Annotated in this window: 19 protein-coding genes and 1 tRNA gene; 16 read left to right on the top strand and 4 right to left on the bottom strand. The window is 62.7% G+C overall.

Features of this window, described 5'->3' with window-relative positions; genetic code table 11:
- The first annotated feature begins 95 nt into the window (after nt 1-95).
- Nucleotides 96-1,307, top strand: coding sequence for an ISL3 family transposase (locus BN2503_RS08700; RefSeq protein ID WP_175537990.1), 1,212 nt, complete (start codon nt 96-98; stop codon nt 1,305-1,307).
- A 46-nt stretch (nt 1,308-1,353) separates the two neighbouring features.
- Here BN2503_RS08700 and BN2503_RS08695 read toward each other — a convergent pair whose 3' ends face one another.
- Nucleotides 1,354-1,659: an SWIB/MDM2 domain-containing protein gene (locus BN2503_RS08695; protein WP_054256256.1), complete on the bottom strand. Its 306-nt coding sequence runs from the start codon at nt 1,657-1,659 to the stop codon at nt 1,354-1,356.
- A 239-nt stretch (nt 1,660-1,898) separates the two neighbouring features.
- On the opposite strand from BN2503_RS08695, the gene rraA reads away from it, so the two are divergent.
- Nucleotides 1,899-2,408 (top strand): ribonuclease E activity regulator RraA, encoded by a 510-nt coding sequence (gene rraA, locus BN2503_RS08690; RefSeq protein WP_054256255.1) that lies wholly within the window; start codon nt 1,899-1,901, stop codon nt 2,406-2,408.
- On the opposite strand, the gene BN2503_RS08685 is transcribed toward rraA, so the two are convergent.
- On the bottom strand, nt 2,403-3,377 hold the full coding sequence (locus BN2503_RS08685; protein ID WP_054256254.1) for a DMT family transporter: 975 nt from the start codon (nt 3,375-3,377) through the stop codon (nt 2,403-2,405). The genes rraA and BN2503_RS08685 overlap by 6 nt on opposite strands.
- A 282-nt stretch (nt 3,378-3,659) precedes the next feature.
- Between BN2503_RS08685 and aceA the strand changes: the two genes are divergently transcribed.
- From aceA to BN2503_RS08635, 10 genes are all read left to right on the top strand, one after another.
- Entirely contained in the window at nt 3,660-4,991 is a 1,332-nt protein-coding gene (aceA, locus tag BN2503_RS08680) for an isocitrate lyase (RefSeq protein WP_054256253.1), read from the top strand.
- A gap of 278 nt (nt 4,992-5,269) precedes the next feature.
- Nucleotides 5,270-7,189: a threonine--tRNA ligase gene (thrS, locus tag BN2503_RS08675; protein WP_054256252.1), complete on the top strand. Its 1,920-nt coding sequence runs from the start codon at nt 5,270-5,272 to the stop codon at nt 7,187-7,189.
- 88 nt (nt 7,190-7,277) lie between these two features.
- Nucleotides 7,278-7,886 (top strand): translation initiation factor IF-3, encoded by a 609-nt coding sequence (gene infC / locus BN2503_RS08670; RefSeq protein WP_074930222.1) that lies wholly within the window; start codon nt 7,278-7,280, stop codon nt 7,884-7,886.
- Nucleotides 7,887-8,006: 120 nt separating this feature from the next.
- Nucleotides 8,007-8,210 (top strand): 50S ribosomal protein L35, encoded by a 204-nt coding sequence (gene rpmI, locus BN2503_RS08665; RefSeq protein WP_054256251.1) that lies wholly within the window; start codon nt 8,007-8,009, stop codon nt 8,208-8,210.
- Nucleotides 8,211-8,236: 26 nt separating this feature from the next.
- Nucleotides 8,237-8,596: a 50S ribosomal protein L20 gene (gene rplT, locus BN2503_RS08660; RefSeq protein ID WP_054256250.1), complete on the top strand. Its 360-nt coding sequence runs from the start codon at nt 8,237-8,239 to the stop codon at nt 8,594-8,596.
- A 118-nt stretch (nt 8,597-8,714) separates the two neighbouring features.
- The gene (gene pheS, locus BN2503_RS08655) at nt 8,715-9,770 is read left to right on the top strand and encodes a phenylalanine--tRNA ligase subunit alpha (RefSeq protein WP_054256249.1); all 1,056 of its coding nucleotides are present in this window, start codon (nt 8,715-8,717) and stop codon (nt 9,768-9,770) included.
- A 150-nt stretch (nt 9,771-9,920) separates the two neighbouring features.
- Nucleotides 9,921-12,368, top strand: a complete 2,448-nt coding sequence (pheT, locus tag BN2503_RS08650; RefSeq protein ID WP_054256248.1) for a phenylalanine--tRNA ligase subunit beta — start codon at nt 9,921-9,923, stop codon at nt 12,366-12,368.
- Nucleotides 12,369-12,399: 31 nt separating this feature from the next.
- Nucleotides 12,400-12,720, top strand: coding sequence for an integration host factor subunit alpha (locus BN2503_RS08645; protein ID WP_054256247.1), 321 nt, complete (start codon nt 12,400-12,402; stop codon nt 12,718-12,720).
- A 92-nt stretch (nt 12,721-12,812) separates the two neighbouring features.
- Nucleotides 12,813-13,250, top strand: a complete 438-nt coding sequence (locus BN2503_RS08640; RefSeq protein WP_054256264.1) for a MerR family transcriptional regulator — start codon at nt 12,813-12,815, stop codon at nt 13,248-13,250.
- Between the two features lie 15 nt (nt 13,251-13,265).
- A tRNA-Pro gene (locus tag BN2503_RS08635) sits at nt 13,266-13,342 on the top strand.
- A gap of 158 nt (nt 13,343-13,500) precedes the next feature.
- On the opposite strand, the gene BN2503_RS08630 is transcribed toward BN2503_RS08635, so the two are convergent.
- Nucleotides 13,501-14,130: a lipocalin family protein gene (locus BN2503_RS08630; RefSeq protein WP_054256246.1), complete on the bottom strand. Its 630-nt coding sequence runs from the start codon at nt 14,128-14,130 to the stop codon at nt 13,501-13,503.
- A gap of 18 nt (nt 14,131-14,148) precedes the next feature.
- The gene (locus BN2503_RS08625) at nt 14,149-15,123 is read right to left on the bottom strand and encodes a MerR family transcriptional regulator (RefSeq protein WP_054256245.1); all 975 of its coding nucleotides are present in this window, start codon (nt 15,121-15,123) and stop codon (nt 14,149-14,151) included.
- A gap of 115 nt (nt 15,124-15,238) precedes the next feature.
- Between BN2503_RS08625 and BN2503_RS08620 the strand changes: the two genes are divergently transcribed.
- From BN2503_RS08620 to BN2503_RS08605, 4 genes are all read left to right on the top strand, one after another.
- Nucleotides 15,239-16,549: an NAD(P)/FAD-dependent oxidoreductase gene (locus BN2503_RS08620; RefSeq protein WP_054256244.1), complete on the top strand. Its 1,311-nt coding sequence runs from the start codon at nt 15,239-15,241 to the stop codon at nt 16,547-16,549.
- The gene (locus BN2503_RS08615; protein WP_054256243.1) at nt 16,546-17,370 is read left to right on the top strand and encodes a DUF1365 domain-containing protein; all 825 of its coding nucleotides are present in this window, start codon (nt 16,546-16,548) and stop codon (nt 17,368-17,370) included. The genes BN2503_RS08620 and BN2503_RS08615 overlap by 4 nt, the downstream gene beginning before the upstream one ends.
- A 2-nt stretch (nt 17,371-17,372) precedes the next feature.
- Nucleotides 17,373-18,608 carry an SAM-dependent methyltransferase gene (locus tag BN2503_RS08610; RefSeq protein ID WP_054256242.1) on the top strand — a complete coding sequence of 412 codons (1,236 nt, stop codon included), beginning with the start codon at nt 17,373-17,375 and terminating at the stop codon, nt 18,606-18,608.
- 78 nt (nt 18,609-18,686) lie between these two features.
- A complete protein-coding gene (locus BN2503_RS08605; protein ID WP_054256241.1) occupies nt 18,687-20,351 on the top strand; it encodes a methyl-accepting chemotaxis protein in 1,665 nt (554 codons plus the stop codon).
- Nucleotides 20,352-20,360 lie beyond the last annotated feature (9 nt).

The following is a 20,360-nucleotide window of genomic DNA, read 5'->3' as shown; positions in this document are numbered from 1 at the left end:
TTCTTCGCGCGATCTGGGGGAAGTAGTGGTTGACGGTTCTGAGGTTGGTAGATTGGCAGTCGCCAAACAAACCGATCCCCTTCCTCTTCCCCGTCATGCGCGATGCTATGTTGGGCGTGGTCTTCTGGGAAGGCCGCCTCGTCGATTCATGCCAGGAGCGAGCCGACGGTTCGCTGCTTCTCACCCTCTCTGAAGACCCCTCACACCGCCCGCGATGTGGGCGCTGCGGTAGCGACTGTGTTCTGCTCCACGAGCGCCGGCGACGCCGGGTGCGCGATCGAGACTGGTTCGATCGACACGTCTGGCTGGATGTGCCGATTCGCCGCCTCGACTGTTACCAGTGTGGCGCACGGGCGGCCGAGCGCCTGAGCTGGCTCGACACGGGTGAGCGCATCACACACCGATTACGCGCCTGGATCGAGGCGCTGGTGCAGATCCTGCCGATCGCCCACGTCGCCCAACTCACGGGCTTGCACTGGCACACCATCAAGCGCATCGACCATCGGCGCCTGCAGACCCGGTATGGCACTTTCGATGCGCAGGGCGTGCGTCGGTTGGTGATGGACGAGTTCGCGCTGCACAAGGGGCACCGCTACGCGACGGTGATCATGGATGCTGAACGTATGCGCGTGTTGTGGGTCGGCGAAGGCAACAGCCGCGAGGCGATCCGGCCCTTCTTCGAATTGCTGGGCAAAGAGGGCTGTCAGCACATCGAGGCGGTCGCAATGGACATGAACACCGCCTTCGATCTGGAGGTGCGCGCCCATTGCCCGAACGCCGAAGTCGTCTATGACTTGTTCCATGTCGTCGCCCGCTTTGGTCGGGAGGTCGTCGACCGGGTGCGCGTCGATCAGGCCAATGCCTTGCGCAGTGCGCCCGCACAACGTCAGGTCATCAAGCGCTCGCGCTGGTTGCTGCTGCGCAACCGTGACAACCTGGGCAACGAGCAGGCGGTCAAGCTCGAGGAACTGCTGGCGGCCAACGCACCGCTGGCTACTGTCTATCTGCTGAAGACCGCCATTAAGGAAATCTGGTTTGCGCCATCGGTCAGAGACGGCGCCCGAAGATGGAAAGACTGGTACCGCCTGGCGATCGAAAGCGGCATCGCGCCGGCGATCGCCTTTGCAAAGCGACTCCGAAAGTACCTGCGTGGCATCCTCGCCTCAGCCATCTTCCCCTTGAACACCAGCATTCTCGAGGGCGTCAACAACCGCATTAAGGTCATCAAGCGTATGGCCTACGGGTTCCGGGATTCAGCCTATTTCTTCCTGAAGATCAAGGCCGCCTTCCCCGGAAAGGCGCGATGAACCTAAAAAAAGCCGGCGTGTGCCGGCTTTTGGGGGGGTGGTCTGCTTACTTCACATGCTTACCGATGAGTCCAGCCATCTCGAACATCGACACCTGGGGCTTGCCGAACACGTCCTTGAGTTTCGCGTCGGCGTTGATCATGCGCTTGTTAGCGGGGTCTTGCAGGTTGTGTTCCTTGATATAGGCCCACAGCTTGCTGATGATCTCGGTGCGCGGCAGCGGCTTGGCACCCACCACGGCAGCCAGCGCGGGGCTCGGCGTCAGGGGTTTCATGAAGGCCGCGTTGGGGGTGCGCTTTTTAGCGGCGGCTTCAGTCTTCGGTGCGGTGGCCTTCTTTGCAGCAGTTGCCATAGCGGTTTAATCCTTCTGGGAGTCGTAGGTAACACCAGCGAAAACGGCACTGCTCCACTGGCAGGGCGATGCTACTGGGAAAAAATCCGCTTTCCAAGCTGGCGCATGCTTTTTTGCCTCGAATTGTTGCGCTGGGGCACTGCGGGCAAACCCCAAGGCGTGCCGGACGCGACAATGCGCGCGCGGTCGTGCTGGTGCACCGGCCGTCACCTGAGCAACGATCCAAAAGGGATACATACATGACCACAGCGGCTTCTTCTCCTTCCTTTAGCACTTGCGATTTCTGCGATGCCCACAAGGGCGACGACCAGGGCGAACTGCGTGTGTTACCGCCAGTGTTCCAGAACTATGGCGGCGTTGTCTCTTTCTGCGGCCCTGTGAGCACCGTGAAGTGTTTCGAGGACAACACCCAGGTCAAGGCTGCCGTCGAGTCGCCGGGCCAGGGGCGTGTACTCGTAGTCGATGGCGGTGCTTCGCTGCGCCGCGCACTGGTGGGAGGTAATCTGGCCATGGCTGCAGCCAAGAACGGTTGGGCGGGCTTGGTGGTGAATGGCTGCGTGCGCGATATTGCCGAGCTGCAGACGGCGTCTGTGGGTATTCGCGCGGTGGGTCTGTTGCCGATGCCCACTGAGCGCCGCGGAGAAGGCCGCAGCGATGTGCCTGTGCAGATTCAGGGCGTTTGGGTGCGGCCGGGCGACTGGCTCTACGCCGATGCCGATGGCATTGTCGTCAGCGGCCGCCCTCTATGAGCGGACGCGCCTTGCCAGGCGCGAGGGCAGGGTGGCGAGCAGTACGCTGGCCAGCGCCAGGGCGAAGGCGAGGAGCTGCATGGCGTTCAAGGATTCGCCCAGCGCCAGTACGCCCACCAATGCAGCGCTGACCGGCAGCAGTACGGTGAAAATGCCGCCCTGGGCTGCCGGAACAGCTTTCAAACCCGTCATCCACAGCCACACGGTCCACATGCAGGCTGCAAGTGCGTAGAACAGCAGCAGCAGCCAGGTGCTCCAGCCCACGGCGCTGAAGTCGAAGCGCAGCGCCGTGTATACCCCCAGGGGCGTGGCGAGGGCGAACCCCCACAGATTAATTAACGAGGTAATGCGCTTGGGTCCGAGCGTGCCGGTGAGTTTTTTTCCGATCACTGAATAGGCCGCCTCGCACAGCACGGCACCCACCAGGAGCAGATGACCAAGCCATGCCATGTTTGAGGCATTTTCGCCGATTAAGGCATGTGCGCTGTGCGCTGAATGCTCTTGTTTTGATAGCGAAAAAAGGCCAATCCCAAGAACGGCCAAGGCCACGGCGAACCAAGTGCGGGCGCTGATGTGCTCTTTCAGGAAAAGCCAGCTCATGACCGCCACGGCAGCAGGAATGCCCGCCATGATGACCCCAGCGGTCACGGCGCTGGTCAGGCTCACGCCGGAAATCATGCACAGCGTGAACAAAAAGTTGCCCAGAAACGCTTCCAGAAACAGCAGTCTGCGCGTTGAGGCGGTCAACTTGGGCTCATCGGCGGGCTTGGGAAGCCAGTGCACCATGGCTACCGCTCCGATGCCGAAACGCAGCCAAGCCAGCAGGAAGATCGGTAGGGTAGCCGCCAGGGGCTTGGACAATGCCACATAGCTGCCCACGAGCGACATGCTCAGGGCTAGGCAGAGATAGGCGGTAGGGCGGCTCGGGGTACTCACGAAAAAGCTGGGTGTCGACGATTGGCGCATCATGCCCGATCCATGCGGTGCGCGCAGTCAATTGATTCCATAAGGCGAAAACCAAAGTTCACAATGCAAAAAATTGATGGGCTTTCCAGGTGGTGCGAGCTCTCGATTGGAGAAAATTGATTTCACATTGAGATATTTTGATCTCATGTTGTTGATTTAAAAGGTAAAAATTTATCTCTTATATAAGACATAAGAGCTTGCGCGAGTCTTATAGAAGACTTAAAGTTGTCTCCATGGGCTGCTTTGTATGCCCACCGTTATCAATCAACCCGATGGAGTGACTTCATGCCTGATTCCCTGAACCGCCAACTGAGCCGTGAGCAGCAGATCGCCGCCCTGGAAAAAGACTGGGCGCAGAACCCCCGCTGGAAGGGTGTGAAGCGTGGCTATACCGCTGCAGACGTGGTGCGCCTGCGCGGTAGCCTGCAGCCTGAGTACACGCTGGCTCGCCGTGGTGCTGAAAAGCTGTGGGAAAAGGTTAACGGCGGTGCAAAGAAGGGCTACGTGAACGCCTTCGGTGCAATCTCTGCTGGTCAAGCCATGCAACAAGCCAAGGCCGGTCTCGAAGCCGTTTACCTGTCGGGCTGGCAAGTGGCTGCTGACGGCAACACGTCGGAAACCATGTACCCCGATCAGTCGCTGTATGCCTACGACTCGGTGCCCACCATGGTGCGCCGCATCAACAACACCTTCAAGCGTGCCGACGAAATTCAGTGGAGCCGTGGCATCAATCCTGGTGATGAAGGCTTCGTGGACTACTTCCTGCCTATCGTAGCCGATGCAGAGGCTGGTTTCGGTGGTGTGCTGAACGCCTTCGAACTGATGAAGAACATGATCGCCGCAGGTGCTGCTGGCGTGCACTTCGAAGACCAACTGGCTGCTGTGAAGAAGTGCGGCCACATGGGCGGCAAGGTGCTGGTGCCCACGCAGGAAGCCATTGAAAAGCTGATTTCCGCACGCTTCGCAGCGGACACCATGGGCGTGCCCACCATCATCCTGGCCCGCACCGACGCCGAGGCTGCCAACCTGATTACGTCTGACCACGACGCCAACGACAAGCCTTTCCTGACTGGCGAGCGTACCCAAGAAGGCTTCTACCGTGTCAAGAACGGTCTGGAGCAAGCCATCAGCCGTGGCGTGGCGTACGCGCCCTACGCCGACCTGGTGTGGTGCGAAACCGGCGTGCCTGACATCGGCTTTGCCCGTGAATTCGCCCAGGCCGTGCTGGCTGCCAACCCTGGCAAGCTGCTGTCGTACAACTGCTCGCCCTCTTTCAACTGGAAGAAGAACCTCAACGACTCGCAGATCGCTTCCTTCCAGGAAGAACTGTCGGCGCTGGGCTACAAGTACCAGTTCATCACGCTGGCCGGCATCCATATCAACTGGTTCAACACCTTCCAGTTTGCCCACGCATACGCCCGCGGCGAAGGCATGAAGCACTACGTCAACATGGTGCAAGAGCCCGAGTTCGCCGCACGTGAGAAGGGTTACACCTTCGTGTCGCACCAGCAAGAAGTCGGCGCAGGCTACTTCGACGACGTGACCACCGTGATCCAGGGCGGCTCTTCCAGCGTGAAGGCCCTGACCGGCTCCACCGAAGAAGAGCAGTTCCACTGATCTTCGTGGTGTAAGGAAGGCCCGAAGCTTCGGCTTCGGGCTTTTTTCGTTGGTGCAGGTTAAAATGCGCCCTTTCAACACACAAGGGCGAGAAAGGCATTGCTGGTTATGACACCGCGAACTACCACGGAGACTTTCTCCAGCCTTTGAGGCTGGCCGTTCGCGCCTGCACGAGAGCCTTCTCTTTCCCCTCGAAAAGCGCGGACCGTGTTCCGCGCTTTTTGCTTTCTGGCTGGGAGCGCATACCGTATCTTTCAGTTGAACAAGGATTTGCACACATGCTTCAGATTACGCTCCCCGATGGTTCCCAGCGTGCGTACCCAGGCCCGGTCACCGTGGCCGAGGTGGCTGCTTCGATTGGCGCAGGCCTGGCCAAGGCGGCGTTGGCTGGTAAGGTCGATGGCAAGGTCGTCGATACCAGCTACCAGATCACGCAGGACAGCGCGCTGTCGATCCTCACTGCCAAGGATCCGGAAGGCCTTGAGGTGATCCGCCACTCCACTGCACACTTGCTTGCCTATGCGGTCAAGGAGCTGTTTCCGGAAGCGCAGGTCACCATCGGCCCAGTGATCGAGAATGGCTTTTATTACGACTTCTCGTACAAGCGCCCATTCACACCCGATGATCTGGCTGCCATCGAAAAGCGCATGGCGGAACTGGCTGCCAAGGATGAGCCAGTGGTGCGCCGCGTGCTGCCGCGCGACGAGGCTGTGGCGTATTTCAAGGGACTTGGCGAGCACTACAAGGCCGAGATCATCGCCAGCATTCCCAGTAACGAGGATGTCAGTCTGTACCGCGAGGGCGGCTTCGAGGATCTGTGCCGTGGCCCGCACGTGCCCAGCACGGGCAAACTGAAGCACTTCAAGCTGATGAAGGTGGCCGGCGCCTACTGGCGTGGCGACCACCGCAATGAAATGCTGCAGCGCGTGTATGGCACGGCCTGGGCCTCCAAGGACGAGCTGCAGCAGTACCTGCGCATGCTTGAAGAAGCCGAAAAGCGCGACCACCGCAAGCTCGGCCGTGAGCTGGACTTGTTCCACATTGACGAGCATTCGCCCGGTACCGTGTTCTGGCACCCCAAGGGCTGGACCTTGTGGCAGGAGGTGGAGCAGTACATGCGCCGCGTCTACCGCGACAACGGCTACCAGGAGGTTAAGGGGCCGCAGATTTTGGACAAGACCCTGTGGGAGAAAACCGGCCACTGGGACAAGTACCGCGAAAACATGTTCATCACCGAGAGCGAAAAGCGCGACTACGCGCTCAAGCCGATGAACTGCCCTGGGCACATCCTGATTTTCAAGCAAGGTATCAAGAGCTACCGTGACTTGCCCTTGCGGTATGGCGAGTTTGGCCAGTGTCACCGCAATGAGCCTACTGGCGGCCTGCACGGCATCATGCGTGTGCGTGGTTTTACCCAAGACGACGGGCATATCTTCTGTACCGAAGACCAGATTCAGCCCGAAGTGCTGGCCTTTACGCAGCTGTTGCAGCGCGTGTACAAGGACTTTGGCTACACCGACATCATTTACAAGGTGGCGACGCGTCCCGAAGCGCGTATTGGCTCGGACGAGATCTGGGACAAAGCCGAGGCGGCGCTGATTCACAGCCTGGAGGTGTCTGGCTGCGCGTATGAAATCTCGCCTGGCGAGGGGGCCTTCTACGGCCCGAAGATTGAGTACACGCTCAAGGATGCCATTGGCCGTCAGTGGCAGTGCGGCACCATTCAGGTGGACTTCTCGATGCCCGTGCGCCTGGATGCCGAGTTTGTCGGTGAAGACGGCAACCGCCACCGTCCGGTGATGCTGCACCGTGCCATTGTGGGTAGTCTGGAGCGCTTTATCGGCATCATGATCGAGCAACACGCTGGAGCCCTGCCGGTGTGGCTGGCGCCGGTGCAGGTGGCGGTGCTCAACATTACCGATGCCCAAGCCGACTACTGTCGTGAAATTGCCGCAAAGCTGCACAAAGCCTTGCCGAATCAAAGCCTGCGCGTGGTGACCGATCTGCGTAACGAAAAGATCACGTATAAAATACGCGAGCATGCGCTGCAGAAGCTGCCCTACATCCTTGTCGCCGGCGACAAGGAAAAGGCAGCCGGTGCGGTTGCGGTGCGCGCCCGAGGGAGCAAAGACCTCGGTGTGATGTCCGTCGACGCCTTCGTCGAATTGATCGCACAGGACATCGCCTCCAAAGCCTGATTTGTGAATCACCGCTTGCATGAGTTGCGCGCAAACTATTGTCGTTCGTGCGTCAGCAGCTACGCTTTTTGTAGCATTTTGATTGAAGGTGAAAACCATCGCTACTGAATTTCGTGACCGTCGGCAGCGCGAGGAGCGCAAGCACCGCCTGAACCGTGAAATCACGGCGCCTGAAGTGCGCCTGTCTGGCCCTGAGAACGAGCCTATTGGTATCGTCAGCCTGCAAGAAGCCCTGCGCATGGCGGGTGATTTGGATGTGGACCTGGTGGAAATCGCCGCTACGGCCAACCCGCCGGTCTGCCGCCTGATGGACTACGGCAAGTTCAAGTACCAGGAACAGAAGAAGGCAGCCGAGGCCAAGGCCAAGCAGACGGTCATCGAGATCAAGGAAGTCAAGTTCCGTCCCGGTACCGACGATGGCGACTACAACATCAAGCTGCGCAACATCCGCCGTTTTCTGGCGGAGGGCGACAAGTGCAAGATCACGCTGCGCTTCCGTGGCCGTGAGATCACGCACCAGGAACTGGGCCTGGCACTGCTCAACCGCATCCGCGATGACCTCGCTGATCTGATCGTGGTGGAGCAGTTCCCCAAGCTCGAAGGCCGGCAGATGATCATGATGATCGCGCCGGGCAAGAGAAAGCCTGCCGGCAAATCGGCGGCAGAAGGCGCTGCAGCAGCCGCTCCGGCGGCATGAGGCGCCAAGAATCCGCCAGTGCCCTGCAAGGGCGCTGGCAGATGAAGAAGTGACTCGGGGGCCAACAAGGTTGCGCATTCAGCGCAAACGCCTCGCGGGCACGCATAAAGGAGCATTGATATGCCCAAAATGAAGACCAAGAGCAGCGCGAAGAAGCGTTTTCGCGTTCGTCCGGGTGGCACCGTCAAGCGCGGTCAAGCCTTCAAGCGTCACATCCTGACCAAGAAGACCACCAAGAACAAGCGCCACCTGCGTGGTGCAGTTGCTGTGCATGAGACCAACATGGGTCACATGGCGCAAATGCTGCCCAAGGCCGGCCTGTAATTCACTGACGAACAAGGAGAAAACACATGCCTCGCGTCAAACGTGGTGTAACGGCACGCGCCCGTCACAAGAAGGTTCTGGCTCTGGCCAAGGGTTTCCGCGGCCGCCGCGGCAACGTCTATCGCATCGCCAAGCAGGCGGTGATGAAGGCCGGGCAGTACGCCTACCGTGACCGCCGTACCAAGAAGCGCGTGTTCCGCCAGCTGTGGATCGCCCGTATCAATGCCGCTGCACGTGAACTGGGCCTGACCTACAGCCAGTTCGCCAACGGCCTGAAGAAGGCGGCCATCGAGATCGACCGCAAGATGCTGGCCGACCTCGCGGTGCACGACAAGGCTGCCTTCGGCAGCATCGTGGAGCAAGTCAAGGCCAAGCTGGCTGCTTGAGTTCACGATCGGCAGCTATTTTTTTAATAGCTGCCAGCGCACTACCAGCAAGGGCTAGGGCTTGAAAAGGCACTAGCCCTTGTTTCTTTTCACGCATGCACGAATGCACGAGAGTCGTATGAACGAGTTGGATTCCCTGGTGGCGAGCGCGCAGCAGCAGTTTGCGCAGGCCGCTACCCCCGCCGAGCTGGAAAACGCCAAGGCCCAGTTTCTGGGCAAGTCGGGCCGCGTGACCGAGCTGATGAAGGGCATGGCCCAGCTTTCCGTCGAGGAAAAGAAATCGCGCGGCGCCGCCATCAACGTAGCCAAGCAGGCCATCGAGGCCGCGCTGACGGCGCGTCGACAGGCCTTGGCCGACGCCGAGTTGCAGGCCCAGCTCAAGGCCGAGGCGCTGGATGTGAGCCTACCCGGCCGCCAGCGTGGACAGGGCGGGCTGCACCCGGTGTCGCTGACGCTGGAGCGCATCGAGCGCATCTTTGGCTCCATGGGCTTCGACGTGGCGCAGGGGCCGGAGATCGAGTCCGACTGGTTCAACTTCACGGCGCTGAATACGCCCGAGGACCATCCGGCACGCTCCATGCACGACACCTTCTATGTCGAAGGCGGCACGCCCGAGGCCCCCAACCTGCTGCGCACGCACACCAGCCCGATGCAGGTGCGCTTTGCCGTGCAGCACGTGAAGAAATACCGTGCGTTGCTCGATGCCGGGCAGGCCATGCCTGAAATTCGCGTCATTGCGCCAGGCCGTACCTACCGTGTCGATAGCGACGCCACGCACTCGCCCATGTTCCACCAGTGCGAGGGCCTGTGGATTGGCGAGAACGTGAGCTTCAAGGATCTCAAGGTTGTGTTCACCGACTTCTGCAAGACCTTCTTCGAGCAGGATGACCTGGTGCTGCGTTTTCGCCCCAGCTTCTTCCCGTTCACCGAGCCGAGCGCGGAGATCGACATCCAGTTCCAGACGGGGCCGCTGGCGGGCCGCTGGCTGGAAGTGGCCGGCTCCGGCCAGGTGCACCCGAACGTGGTGCGCAACATGGGGCTGGACCCCGAGAAATACATCGGCTTCGCCTTCGGCATGGGCCCCGACCGCCTGACCATGCTGCGCTACGGCGTCAACGATCTGCGCCTGTTCTTTGACGGCGACATCCGTTTCCTGTCGCAGTTTCGCTCCTGAAATGAGAGCTTCTAGCGCTCATCCTGCAATGATTTCAGATGTTTTTGTTCGTGAAATCAAAACAGAATAAGCGCTGCCAGCTCCTGTTTTAAGAGCAAACCCGCACTGCCGCTCTCCAGCGCTCTGCCCTGAATACCGAGCTATCCGACTATGCAATTCCCCGAATCCTGGCTGCGTGAATTCTGCAATCCGCCCCTGACCACCCAAGAACTGGCCGAGACCCTGACCATGGCCGGCCTGGAGGTCGAGGAACTGGCGCCCGTGGCGCCCCCGTTCTCGAAGATCGTCGTCGGCGAGATCAAGGAGGCCGTGCAGCATCCCAACGCCGATCGCCTGCGCGTGTGCCAGGTGGACGTGGGCGGCGCTGCGCCGCTCACCATCGTCTGCGGCGCGCCCAATGCGCGCCCCGGCATCCGCGTGCCCTGCGCCCAGGTGGGCGCCGAGCTGCCGCCGGGCGACGATGGCAAGCCGTTTCTCATCAAGGTGGGCAAGCTGCGCGGCGTGGAAAGCCACGGCATGCTGTGCTCGGCGCGCGAACTGCGGCTGGCGGACGACCACGGGGGCCTGCTCGAGCTGCCGCTGGACGCACCGCTGGGCCAGGACATCCGCCAGTACCTGAACCTGGACGACACGCTGTTTACCCTCAAGCTCACGCCAAACCTGGCGCATGCCTTGAGCGTCTACGGCATTGCGCGTGAGGTCGCTGCGCTCACCGGGGCGCCGCTGAAGCCGCTGGCGTTCCCCGTGGCACCCGTTGGTCATGCTGACAAGCTGCCGGTGAAGGTCAGTGCCCCCGACCTGTGCGGGCGTTTCTCCGGCCGCATCGTGCGCAACGTCAACACCCAGGCCCGCACGCCGCAGTGGATGGTCGAGCGCCTGGCGCGCTGCGGCCAGCGCAGCGTGGCGCCGCTGGTCGATATCTCCAACTACGTGATGTTCGAGCTGGGCCGTCCGTCGCACATCTTCGACCTGGACAAGATCCACGGCGGCCTGGAAGTGCGCTGGGGCCGCGCGGGTGAACAGCTCAAGCTGCTCAATGGCAACACCGTCACCGTCGATGACAAGGTGGGCGTGATTGCCGACGCGCACGCGGTGGAGTCGCTGGCCGGCATCATGGGTGGCGACGCCACGGCCGTGTCCGACACCACGAAGAACATCTACATCGAGGCCGCCTTCTGGTGGCCCAAGGCGATTGCCGGGCGCTCGCGCCGCTACAACTTCTCCACGGACGCGGGCCACCGCTTCGAGCGTGGCGTGGATCCGCAGCTCACCGTGGAGCATATCGAGCGCATCACCGAACTCGTGGTGCAGATCTGCGGCACCGCCGAGACGCAGTGCGGCCCCATGGATGACCAGTGCGTCAACCTGCCACAGGCGCAACCCGTCACGCTGCGCGTGGCGCGCGCCGCCAAGGTCATCGGCATGCCCTTGACCCAGGTGCAATGCGTGCAGGCGCTGCAGCGCCTGGGCCTGGATGTGACCGAAGGCGAGGGCGTACTCACCGTGGTGCCGCCGTCGTACCGTTTCGACCTGCTCATCGAGGAAGACCTGATCGAAGAAGTCGCCCGCATGGTGGGCTACAACCAGTTGCCCACTACGCCGCCGCTGGCCCCCATCACGCCCAAGCTGCCGCTGGAATCGACGCGCGATCCCTTCGCCGTGCGGCGCCAACTGGCCGGGCTGGGCTACCAGGAAACCATCAACTTCAGCTTCGTCGAGGAGCGCTGGGAGCATGAGCTGGCCGGTAACGCACAACCGATCCGGCTGCTCAACCCCATCGCTAGCCAGATGAGCGTGATGCGCTCCACGCTGCTGGGGGCGCTGCTGCAGGTGCTGAAGTTCAACCTCGACCGCAAGGCCGAGCGCGTGCGCGTGTTCGAGCTTGGTAGGGTGTTTCTGCGTGACGCCAGCGTAAAGAGCTCAGACACCACGGTCGAAGGCTTTCACCAGCCCATGCGCGTCGCAGGCCTGGCCTATGGCGCGGCACTGCCGCTGCAATGGGGCAGCAAGGAGCAGGGCGTGGACTTCTTCGACGTCAAAGGCGACGTCGAGGCGCTGCTGGCCCCGCTGCAGGCGCAGTTCGAACCGGCCGAGCACCCGGCCATGCACCCGGGGCGCTGCGCGCGCGTGCGCGTGGCAGGGCGCGAGATCGGCTATGTCGGCGAGCTGCATCCGCGCTGGCGCCAGTCCTGGGACTTGCAGCAGGCGCCGGTGCTGTTCGAGCTGGAGCTGGATGCCGTTCTGCAGCGCCCGGTGCCTGGATTCCGCCCGGTGGCCAAGCACCAGTCCGTCCAGCGTGACTTGGCGGTGGTTGTGGCCGAGAGCGTGACCCACGCCCAGCTCATGGGCGCCATCGAGGCCGCACTGCCCGCCACCACGCTGCGCGGCGCCGTGCTGTTTGACGTTTACCGTCCCAAGCCTCTGCGTGCGGGCGAAGAGGCCGCTGTCGGTGCCTTGGCGCAAGGCGAGAAAAGTCTGGCCGTGCGCCTGACGCTGGGCAGCGATGTGGCCACCCTGACCGAGGCCGAAATCGAGGCGGCCGTGCAGGCGGTCGTCGAGCAGTTGGCCGCCCGCACGGGGGCCAAGCTGCGCGCGTGACGGGCCTGACCAAACCACAGGAGGAGCTGACGTGATCGAATTCGCCGTAGAGAGCCTGGAAACCCCGGCGCTGACCAAGGCACAGCTGGCCGATTTGCTGTTCGACCAGATCGGTTTGAACAAGCGCGAGTCCAAGGACATGGTCGATGCCTTCTTCGACCTGATTTCGGAGCGCTTGGCGCAGGGGCAGGACGTGAAGCTCTCGGGCTTTGGCAACTTCCAGATCCGTACCAAGGCGCCGCGTCCTGGACGTAACCCACGCACGGGCGAGGCTATCCCGATCCAGGCCCGCCGGGTGGTCACGTTCCATGCCAGCAGCAAGCTCAAGGAGCAGATTCAGGGCGGCGCATAGCAACGCTTTGCATCCACTCGCACATGCCGCTGGCGCGGCGCGTGCGAGTGCAGTAGGCTTTCAGGTTGTTCTCGCGCACGGTGATTGCATCCATGGGTAACACGCTTCCTTCCATTCCCGCCAAGCGCTATTTCACTATCGGTGAGGTGGCCCAGCTGTGCGGCGTCAAGCCGCATGTCCTGCGCTACTGGGAGCAGGAATTTACGCAGCTGCGGCCAATGAAGCGGCGCGGCAACCGCCGCTATTACCAGCACCATGAGGTGTTGATGATCCGCCGCATCCGCGACTTGCTGTACGACCAGGGGTTCACCATCAGCGGCGCACGCAACCGCCTGCAGGAACTGGTCTTGGCCGACCGCGATGCAGCAGTGTCGCAGGAAGAGAGCGGCGAGGAGATCGAGGAGGGCCGCCAGCCCCTGGAGAGTTCGCCGGCCGTGGATGGGCAAGAGCGCGTTCTGGACGTTCAAGCGGTACGCCAGGAATTGTGCGAGATTCGGGCGCTGCTTTCTTTTCGACCTGAAAGTGTGTAATAATCTAGGTCTTGTCGGCGTGTAGCGCAGCCTGGTAGCGCACTTGCATGGGGTGCAAGGGGTCGCGAGTTCGAATCCCGCCACGCCGACCATTGATAGCAAAAGCCCGACTCCGAAAGGGGTCGGGCTTTTTTGCTTTGTCAGTGAGTAAGAAAAGCCCATTGAAATTCAATGGGTTGCACAATTAGCTCCTGCCGGGGCCGCTCGAACCTCCAGGGGATTAGTCTGGGCTGGGTGCGGTAGCGCGCGTTCAGTCTAGGCTTCCGCTCTTGATGGGCGCTTTTGCAGGTGGGGTGTTCGTGTGCGTCACCCAGATCAGTGCGGAGGTGTCTACACCCAGGGCATGCGCTTGCGCCACGATGGCATCGCGCTCTGGGGTGGGCAGGTGTTTGCTGCGCGACAGAATCCATGCGTAGCTGGTATCCGGGCCGAGAACCAACGCCCAACGGTAGTCGGGGTCGAGCGCGGCGACATGGTAGCCGCCGTAGAAGGGTCCAAAAAAGGAGACTTTGAGCGAACCGATGGTGGGGGCTTGGGTGAATAAGGCCTTGCCGACCGCCTCGCGCCATTGGCCTGTGGCTGGCATGTAGCCGCGATTGACGACGCGCACGCTCCCATCTTCCTGCGCGGTGTAGGTGGCCGAAACATCGGTCATGCCCCGCTCGAAACTGTGATCCAGGCGTGCCAGCTCGTACCAGCGGCCCGCGTAACGCTGTACGTCAAATGGGGTGACTGCTGTCACGCCGGGCGGCGGGAGCGTGCTGGCGCAACTGGCTAATAGGAGGCAGGTGCTTGCGGCCAGCAGCGCGAGGGCCGCAGGGAGCTTGCGTCGCCGCAAAACAGTGGTGGTGTCGTGGCGTGTGGGCGCGCTCGGGCGCATGTCAAATCCTCTCGCGGGTTAATGGGTGTGGCGCCACTGCGCCACCAAAGGCTGCAAGCCTGACAGGTGCTGTACAGCGCTGACACCGGCGAGCGGCCATTGGTACAACGCGGTGCAGGAACCACCGACCCAAAGCGCCGTTGATGCCGGGAGTTGGGCGCGTAGCTCACGCAGGCTGTTGAGCACCATGGTCGCTTTGTGCAAGTTGCTAAAGCTCAGTGCTACCACGTCGGTCTGGTGTGCCCGTGCCGCCTCGGCAATGTCGGTGAGTGGCGTCTGCGTGCCCAGTGACACGCAAGTGCAGCTCTCCAGTGCCAACAGTGCTTCGACCATCAGCAGCCCGAGGCTGTGCGGCTCTTGCGGGATCGTCGTGAGGAGCACTTTGGGCCCCTGGGGCATTGCCTGCGTGTTCAGCGAGGCAATTGCAGTGCGCAGCACACCGGTGACGACCTCGGTATAAAGATGTTCTTCAAAAACCTCAAACCGTCCCTGCACCCAGGCTTCGCCTACCGCTGTCGTCAAGGGCGCCACCAGATCGGTCACGAAAGGCGCCAGTCCCATGCGCAATTGCGCGTGGCAGAGGCCGTGTCGCAGGGCGCGCGGGTCGTGCGTGCCGATAGCGTGAAGCAGCTCTCCGATCGCCGGGTCGGTCGCGACGTCTCTGGATGTTGTCTTGGACAAAATAGCGGTCTGTACCGGAGTGTGCTGGTTCAGTAGGGCCTGCAATGCGGCCTGATCCAGGCCAACAACCTTGCCAGGGCGCAGTCCCACATCAAGCAAGCGGCTGATCAGCTTGAGCTGTTGCACCTGCTCTGCGCTGTAGAGCCGATCCCCTGATGGGCTGCGCGAGGGCGTTGGAAAGCCGTAGCGCCGCTCCCACACACGCAGTGTGTCCTTGCCCAGCCCAGTCTCGCGTTCGACGGCGGCAATCGGCAAGCCGTCGTCGCTGGATGCAGGCGTCGACAGGGCGCTGGGGGGTGTCGGAGAGTTCATGGTTGATTGATTTGTTGGATTAATTGTCTAGGACAAAATTTGTTTTGTCTAGTACATTACGCCACATGAAAAGCGCAATCGTGCTGAACCATCAACCACAACGGAGCAAAAACCCATGAAAGTCGCAGTCATCGGATCGGGCATTTCGGGCTTGGCGGCTGCGCACCGGCTGCGCGGGCACGCGCGGGTGACGCTGTTTGAGGCTGGCAACTATTTCGGTGGGCATACGCACACGGTTGATGTGTCTTTCCCTGACCGCCATGGGCACACCGTGACGCATGGGGTGGATACGGGCTTTCTGGTGTTCAACGAGCGCACCTATCCCGGTCTGATTGCATTGCTGGCCGAGCTGCAGGTGCCTACGGCGCCATCGGACATGTCGTTCTCAGTCCAGGTGCCAGGCGCGGGCGTACTGGGTGCCCGGGCACTGGAGTGGAGCGGCTCCAACCTGGCAACCGTGTTTGCCCAGCGGCGCAATCTGCTGCGCCCGCGGTTCTGGGGCATGCTCTCCGAGCTGTTGCGCTTCAACCGCCTGTGTACGGACTTGGCCGAAAGTGGGCAGGAACAAGCGCTTGTTCAGCCACTGGGCGATTTCCTCGACCAGCATGGCTTTGGCGCGGCTTTTCGCCACTGGTATTTCCTGCCCATGCTGGGTTGCATCTGGAGCTGTCCGACCGACCAGATGCTGCGTTTCCCGGTGGCCACCATGGTGCGCTTTTGCCACAACCACGGCCTTATCCAGGTGCAGAACCGGCCGCAGTGGCACACCGTGGCGGGCGGTGCACGCCAGTACGTCCACGCCATCCTGCAAGGGCTGGATGCGCGCCTGGCCACGCCGGTAACGCACATTGAGCGCACCATGGCCGGCGTGTCCGTGCGAGCGGCTGGGGTCACCGAGCCTTTCGACGCCGTGGTGCTGGCGGTGCACAGCGACCAGGCCTTGCGCCTGTTGGCGCAGCCCAGCGCTGCCGAGCGGCGTGTGCTCGGGGCCATACGCTACCAGCCCAACCGGGCTGTGCTGCACACCGACACCCGTGTGATGCCGCGGCGCCGGGCCGCCTGGGCCGCCTGGAATTACGAGCGCGCTGCCGATGGTGCCCAGGAGTCGGCCCAGGTTTGCTTGCACTACTGGCTCAATCGCCTGCAGCCCCTGCCTTTTGCGCAGCCGGTGCTGGTTTCGCTCAATCCCGTGAGCCCTATCGACCCGGCCAAGATCCTGGGCGAGTTCGATTACGACCACCCTGTCTTCGACCTGAGTGCCTGGTCCGCGCAAAAGCAGGTGGCCGAGCTGCAAGGTGTGCAGCGGACCTGGTTCGCCGGCGCATGGACAGGCTACGGTTTCCATGAGGACGGCCTGCAATCGGGTTACCGCGCGGCCGATGCACTGCTGGCACAAATGCGCATGCGCTACCGGGAGGCCGCATGAACACTCCCGCGCCCCGTGCTGGCGTGCGGCGCAATGTGCCGCACATCGGCTTCGGCCACGTGTGGCACACCCGGCTGCGCCCGCGCCGCCACCGTTTCATCGTGCCCACCTTCTTTTTGCTGCTGCCCATGCGCACGCTGCGCGAGCAGCCCGATGCCGCAGGCGTGCTGGCACTCAACCGGCCCGGATGGCTTGCGTTTCGGGATGCCGACCATGGCGCCGGGCAAGGCCCGCAGCAGGGCGGCGCACTGGCCTGGCTGGAGGCACTGCTGCAAGCCGAGGGCGTTACCGACGCGCAGGGTGAAATCTGGCTGCAGTGCTACCCGCGCGTACTGGGCTACAGCTTCAAGCCGGTGAGCTTTTGGTACTGCCACCGTACGGACGGCAGCCTGCGCGCCATCGTGGCCGAAGTGAACAACACCTTTGGCGAGCGCCACGCCTACCTGCTGGACCACCCGCGTTATGGGCAGGAACTGCAGGCACGCAAAGCATTTCATGTTTCGCCCTTTTGCACCGTGGAGGGCGGCTACCGCTTTGAATTTCGCCGCAGCGGCGCCGAGGGATTGCAATCCGCACGGGTGCGCATCGACTACCACGATGCCGAGGGGCCGTTGCTGCTCACCGGTATGGCCGGGCGGCTGGAGCCGCTCAATGCTGCCAGCCGTCGGCGTGCCCTGTGGCGCTACCCACTGCTCACCTTGGGCGTAACGGCCCGAATCCTCTGGAATGCATTGCTGCTGTGGCTTAAGCAGGTTCCGTTTTACGCCAAGCCGCAGGCGCCCGTGCTGCCTGTGACCCGTTCATCTGCAACCGACCGCTGACCATGAACACCACCACCTCGACACCGATCTCGTTGCCCTTGCCGTTGTCGTTGCCAGCCGACTTGCCCAGTACGGCCCGACATGCCCTGCGTCACTTGCAGCGGCTGCAGCACGGCACGTTGCACCTGGAGCTGCCCGATGGCACCGCCCTGCTATTTGGCCCGGGAGGGCACCCGCACGCCAGCCTGCGCCTGCACGACTGGCAGGTGTTCGGCGCGGTGCTGCGTTCGGGCGACATTGGTCTGGCGCAGGGCTATATCGACCAGCACTGGAGCACGCCGCACCTGGCCGACCTGCTGCGCTTGCTGATGGCCAACCGCGATGCGCTGGAGTCGCTGGTCTATGGCGCCTGGTGGGGGCGGCTGGCCTACCGGCTGCGCCACCTGCTCAACCGCAACACGCGCACCGGCAGCAGGCGCAACATCCACGCCCATTACGACCTGGGCAACGCGTTCTACACGCTGTGGTTGGACCCGAGCATGAATTACTCGTCTGCCTGGTTCCAGGGCGATCTGGCGGGCGATTTGACGGCTGCCCAGCACGCCAAGGTGCGCCGCGCCTTGCGCAGCGCCGGCGTGCAGCCGGGCGACCGCGTGCTGGAGATTGGCTGCGGCTGGGGCGCGCTGGCCGAGATGGCAGCGGGGGAGTTCCAGGCCCATGTGACCGGCGTGACGCTTTCCACCGAGCAGCTGGCGTTTGGTCGCCAGCGCTTGCACGAGGCCGGGCTGTCCGCCCAGGCGGAGCTGCGCCTGCAGGACTACCGCGATATCCAGGATGCACCGTTCGACGCCATTTGCTCCATCGAGATGGTCGAGGCGGTTGGCCAGGCCTTCTGGCCCAGCTACTTTGGCACCGTGGCGCGTTTGCTCAAACCCGGTGGGCGCGCCTGCATTCAAAGCATCGTCATCGACGACAGGCTGTTCGAGCGCTATGTGCGGGGCACGGATTTCATCCAGCAATACGTTTTCCCTGGCGGTTGCCTGCCCAGTCCTGAGCGCTTTCGTGCGGCGGCCCGGCAGGCCGGGCTGCGTGTGGTCGAGGAGTTCGCCTTCGGCGCCGACTATGCAGAAACCCTGCGCAGGTGGCACCACAGTTTTGCCCAGCGGCGTGCCCAGGTGCAGGCGCAAGGGTTTGACCCAGCCTTCCAGCGGACCTGGGAGTTCTATCTGGCGTACTGCGAGGCCGCATTCGATGCCGGCAGCATCGACGTGGTTCAGTACACGCTGGTGCGAGATTGACGCGCAGGCAAGCGCAATTTGGTTATCCAGCCTTGCTGTCTACAGCAAAGACTTTCCTCCTCCGCTAAAGGATTCCGTATGTTTTTCTCACGAATGGCAGTTGCTACCCGCTTGTACGTGGGGTTCGGGCTGATCTTGGCGCTTCTGGTCGTGCTCACGGGCATCGCTGTGGTGAAGGTCAACCGCATTGCGGATGCGCTGCATGTCAACAGCGACATCCACGCCCAGGTTCAGCGCCACGCCATCAACTTTCGCGGCTCCGCCCATGACCGCTCCATCGCTGTGCGTGATGTGGTGCTAAGCCCTACACCTGCCGAGCGCGACAAGGAGATCGCCACCATCGGCGCATTGGCTGACTTTTACGCACAGTCCGCGGCGCCGCTGGAAAAGCTCATCACCCGCCCCGGCGCGGCGCCCGAGCTCGGGCAGTTGTATGCCGAGATTCGCAGCGCCGAGTCCCAGGCGGTGGCCTCTACGCAGGCCATCATTGCCCAGGTGCAGGCCGGCGATACCGCCGCCGCCCAGACCTTGTGGACACAGGCCAAGCCCCAGTACGTGCAGTGGCTGGCGGCGATCAACAAGCTCATTGATTTCAAGGAAGCGCGCATTCAAAAGACCAACAAGGCAGCCATGGACGAGGCCGAGAGCTTCTTGGGCGTCATGTTCACGGCGCTGGCGTTGGCCTTGCTTATCAGTGCGGTCGTGGCGTGGAGCGTGGCACGCAGCATCGTGCGCCAACTCGGCGCAGAACCCACGGCGCTGGCCGAAGTCGCCAGCTATGTGGCCCAGGGCGACCTGCAGCCGGTGGCCGGCGCCGCCCAGGCGCAACCTGGCAGTGTGTTGGCCTCGTTGGGCGCCATGCAGGCCAGCCTGGCCCGCGTGGTGGGCCAGGTGCGCCAGGCGTCGAACGCGGTCACAACGGGTTCCGAAGAGATTGCAGGCGGTAACACCGGGCTGTTGCAGCGCACCGAAGAGCAGGCGGCCAACCTGCAGCAGGCAGCCTCCTCCATGGAGCAGATGACGGCCTCGGTGCGCCACAACGCCGAGTCCGCCCGTCAGGCCACGCAAGTGGCGGCCTCCGCCAGCGAAGCCGCGCACAAGGGCGGGGCCGTGGTGGCTCAGGTGGTCAGCACCATGGATGAAATCACCGCCAGCAGCCACAAGATGTCCGACATCATTGGCGTGATTGATGCCATCGCCTTCCAAACGAACATTCTGGCGCTCAATGCCGCCGTGGAGGCCGCACGCGCCGGTGAGCAGGGCAGGGGGTTCGCCGTCGTGGCGGGCGAAGTGCGCGCCCTGGCACAGCGCAGTGCGGACGCCGCCAAGGAGATCAAGGGCCTGATCGACAGCAGCGTCGCCAAGGTGGAGCAGGGCGCGCGCCTGGTGGGCGATGCGGGCACCACCATGACCGATATCGTCGATCAGGCGCAACGCGTGGCGGACTTGATTGCCGAAATCAGCAACGCCACCGCAGAGCAGACCGAAGGCATTGCCCAGGTGGGCGATGCCGTGGCCCACCTCGACCGCGCCACGCAGCAAAACGCTGCGATGGTCGAGCAAAGTGCGGCGGCTGCACAAGCCTTGAAGCAGCAGGCGGCGCAACTGGCGGAGGTGGTGAGTGTGTTTCACCTGTCGCAGGCAGCGCAGGGGAGCGCACAGGCCGCCGCTGCACGCCGGGCATCCTCCGCGTCGCTGGCGCCATCGCCCTTGGCCTTGCGTTTGCCGGGTGCCGCCGTCTAGGTGGTGTAT

Source organism: Paenacidovorax caeni, from assembly GCF_001298675.1.
Taxonomy (GTDB): domain Bacteria; phylum Pseudomonadota; class Gammaproteobacteria; order Burkholderiales; family Burkholderiaceae_C; genus Paenacidovorax; species Paenacidovorax caeni.
This window is presented reverse-complemented; position numbering and strand designations above follow the sequence as displayed.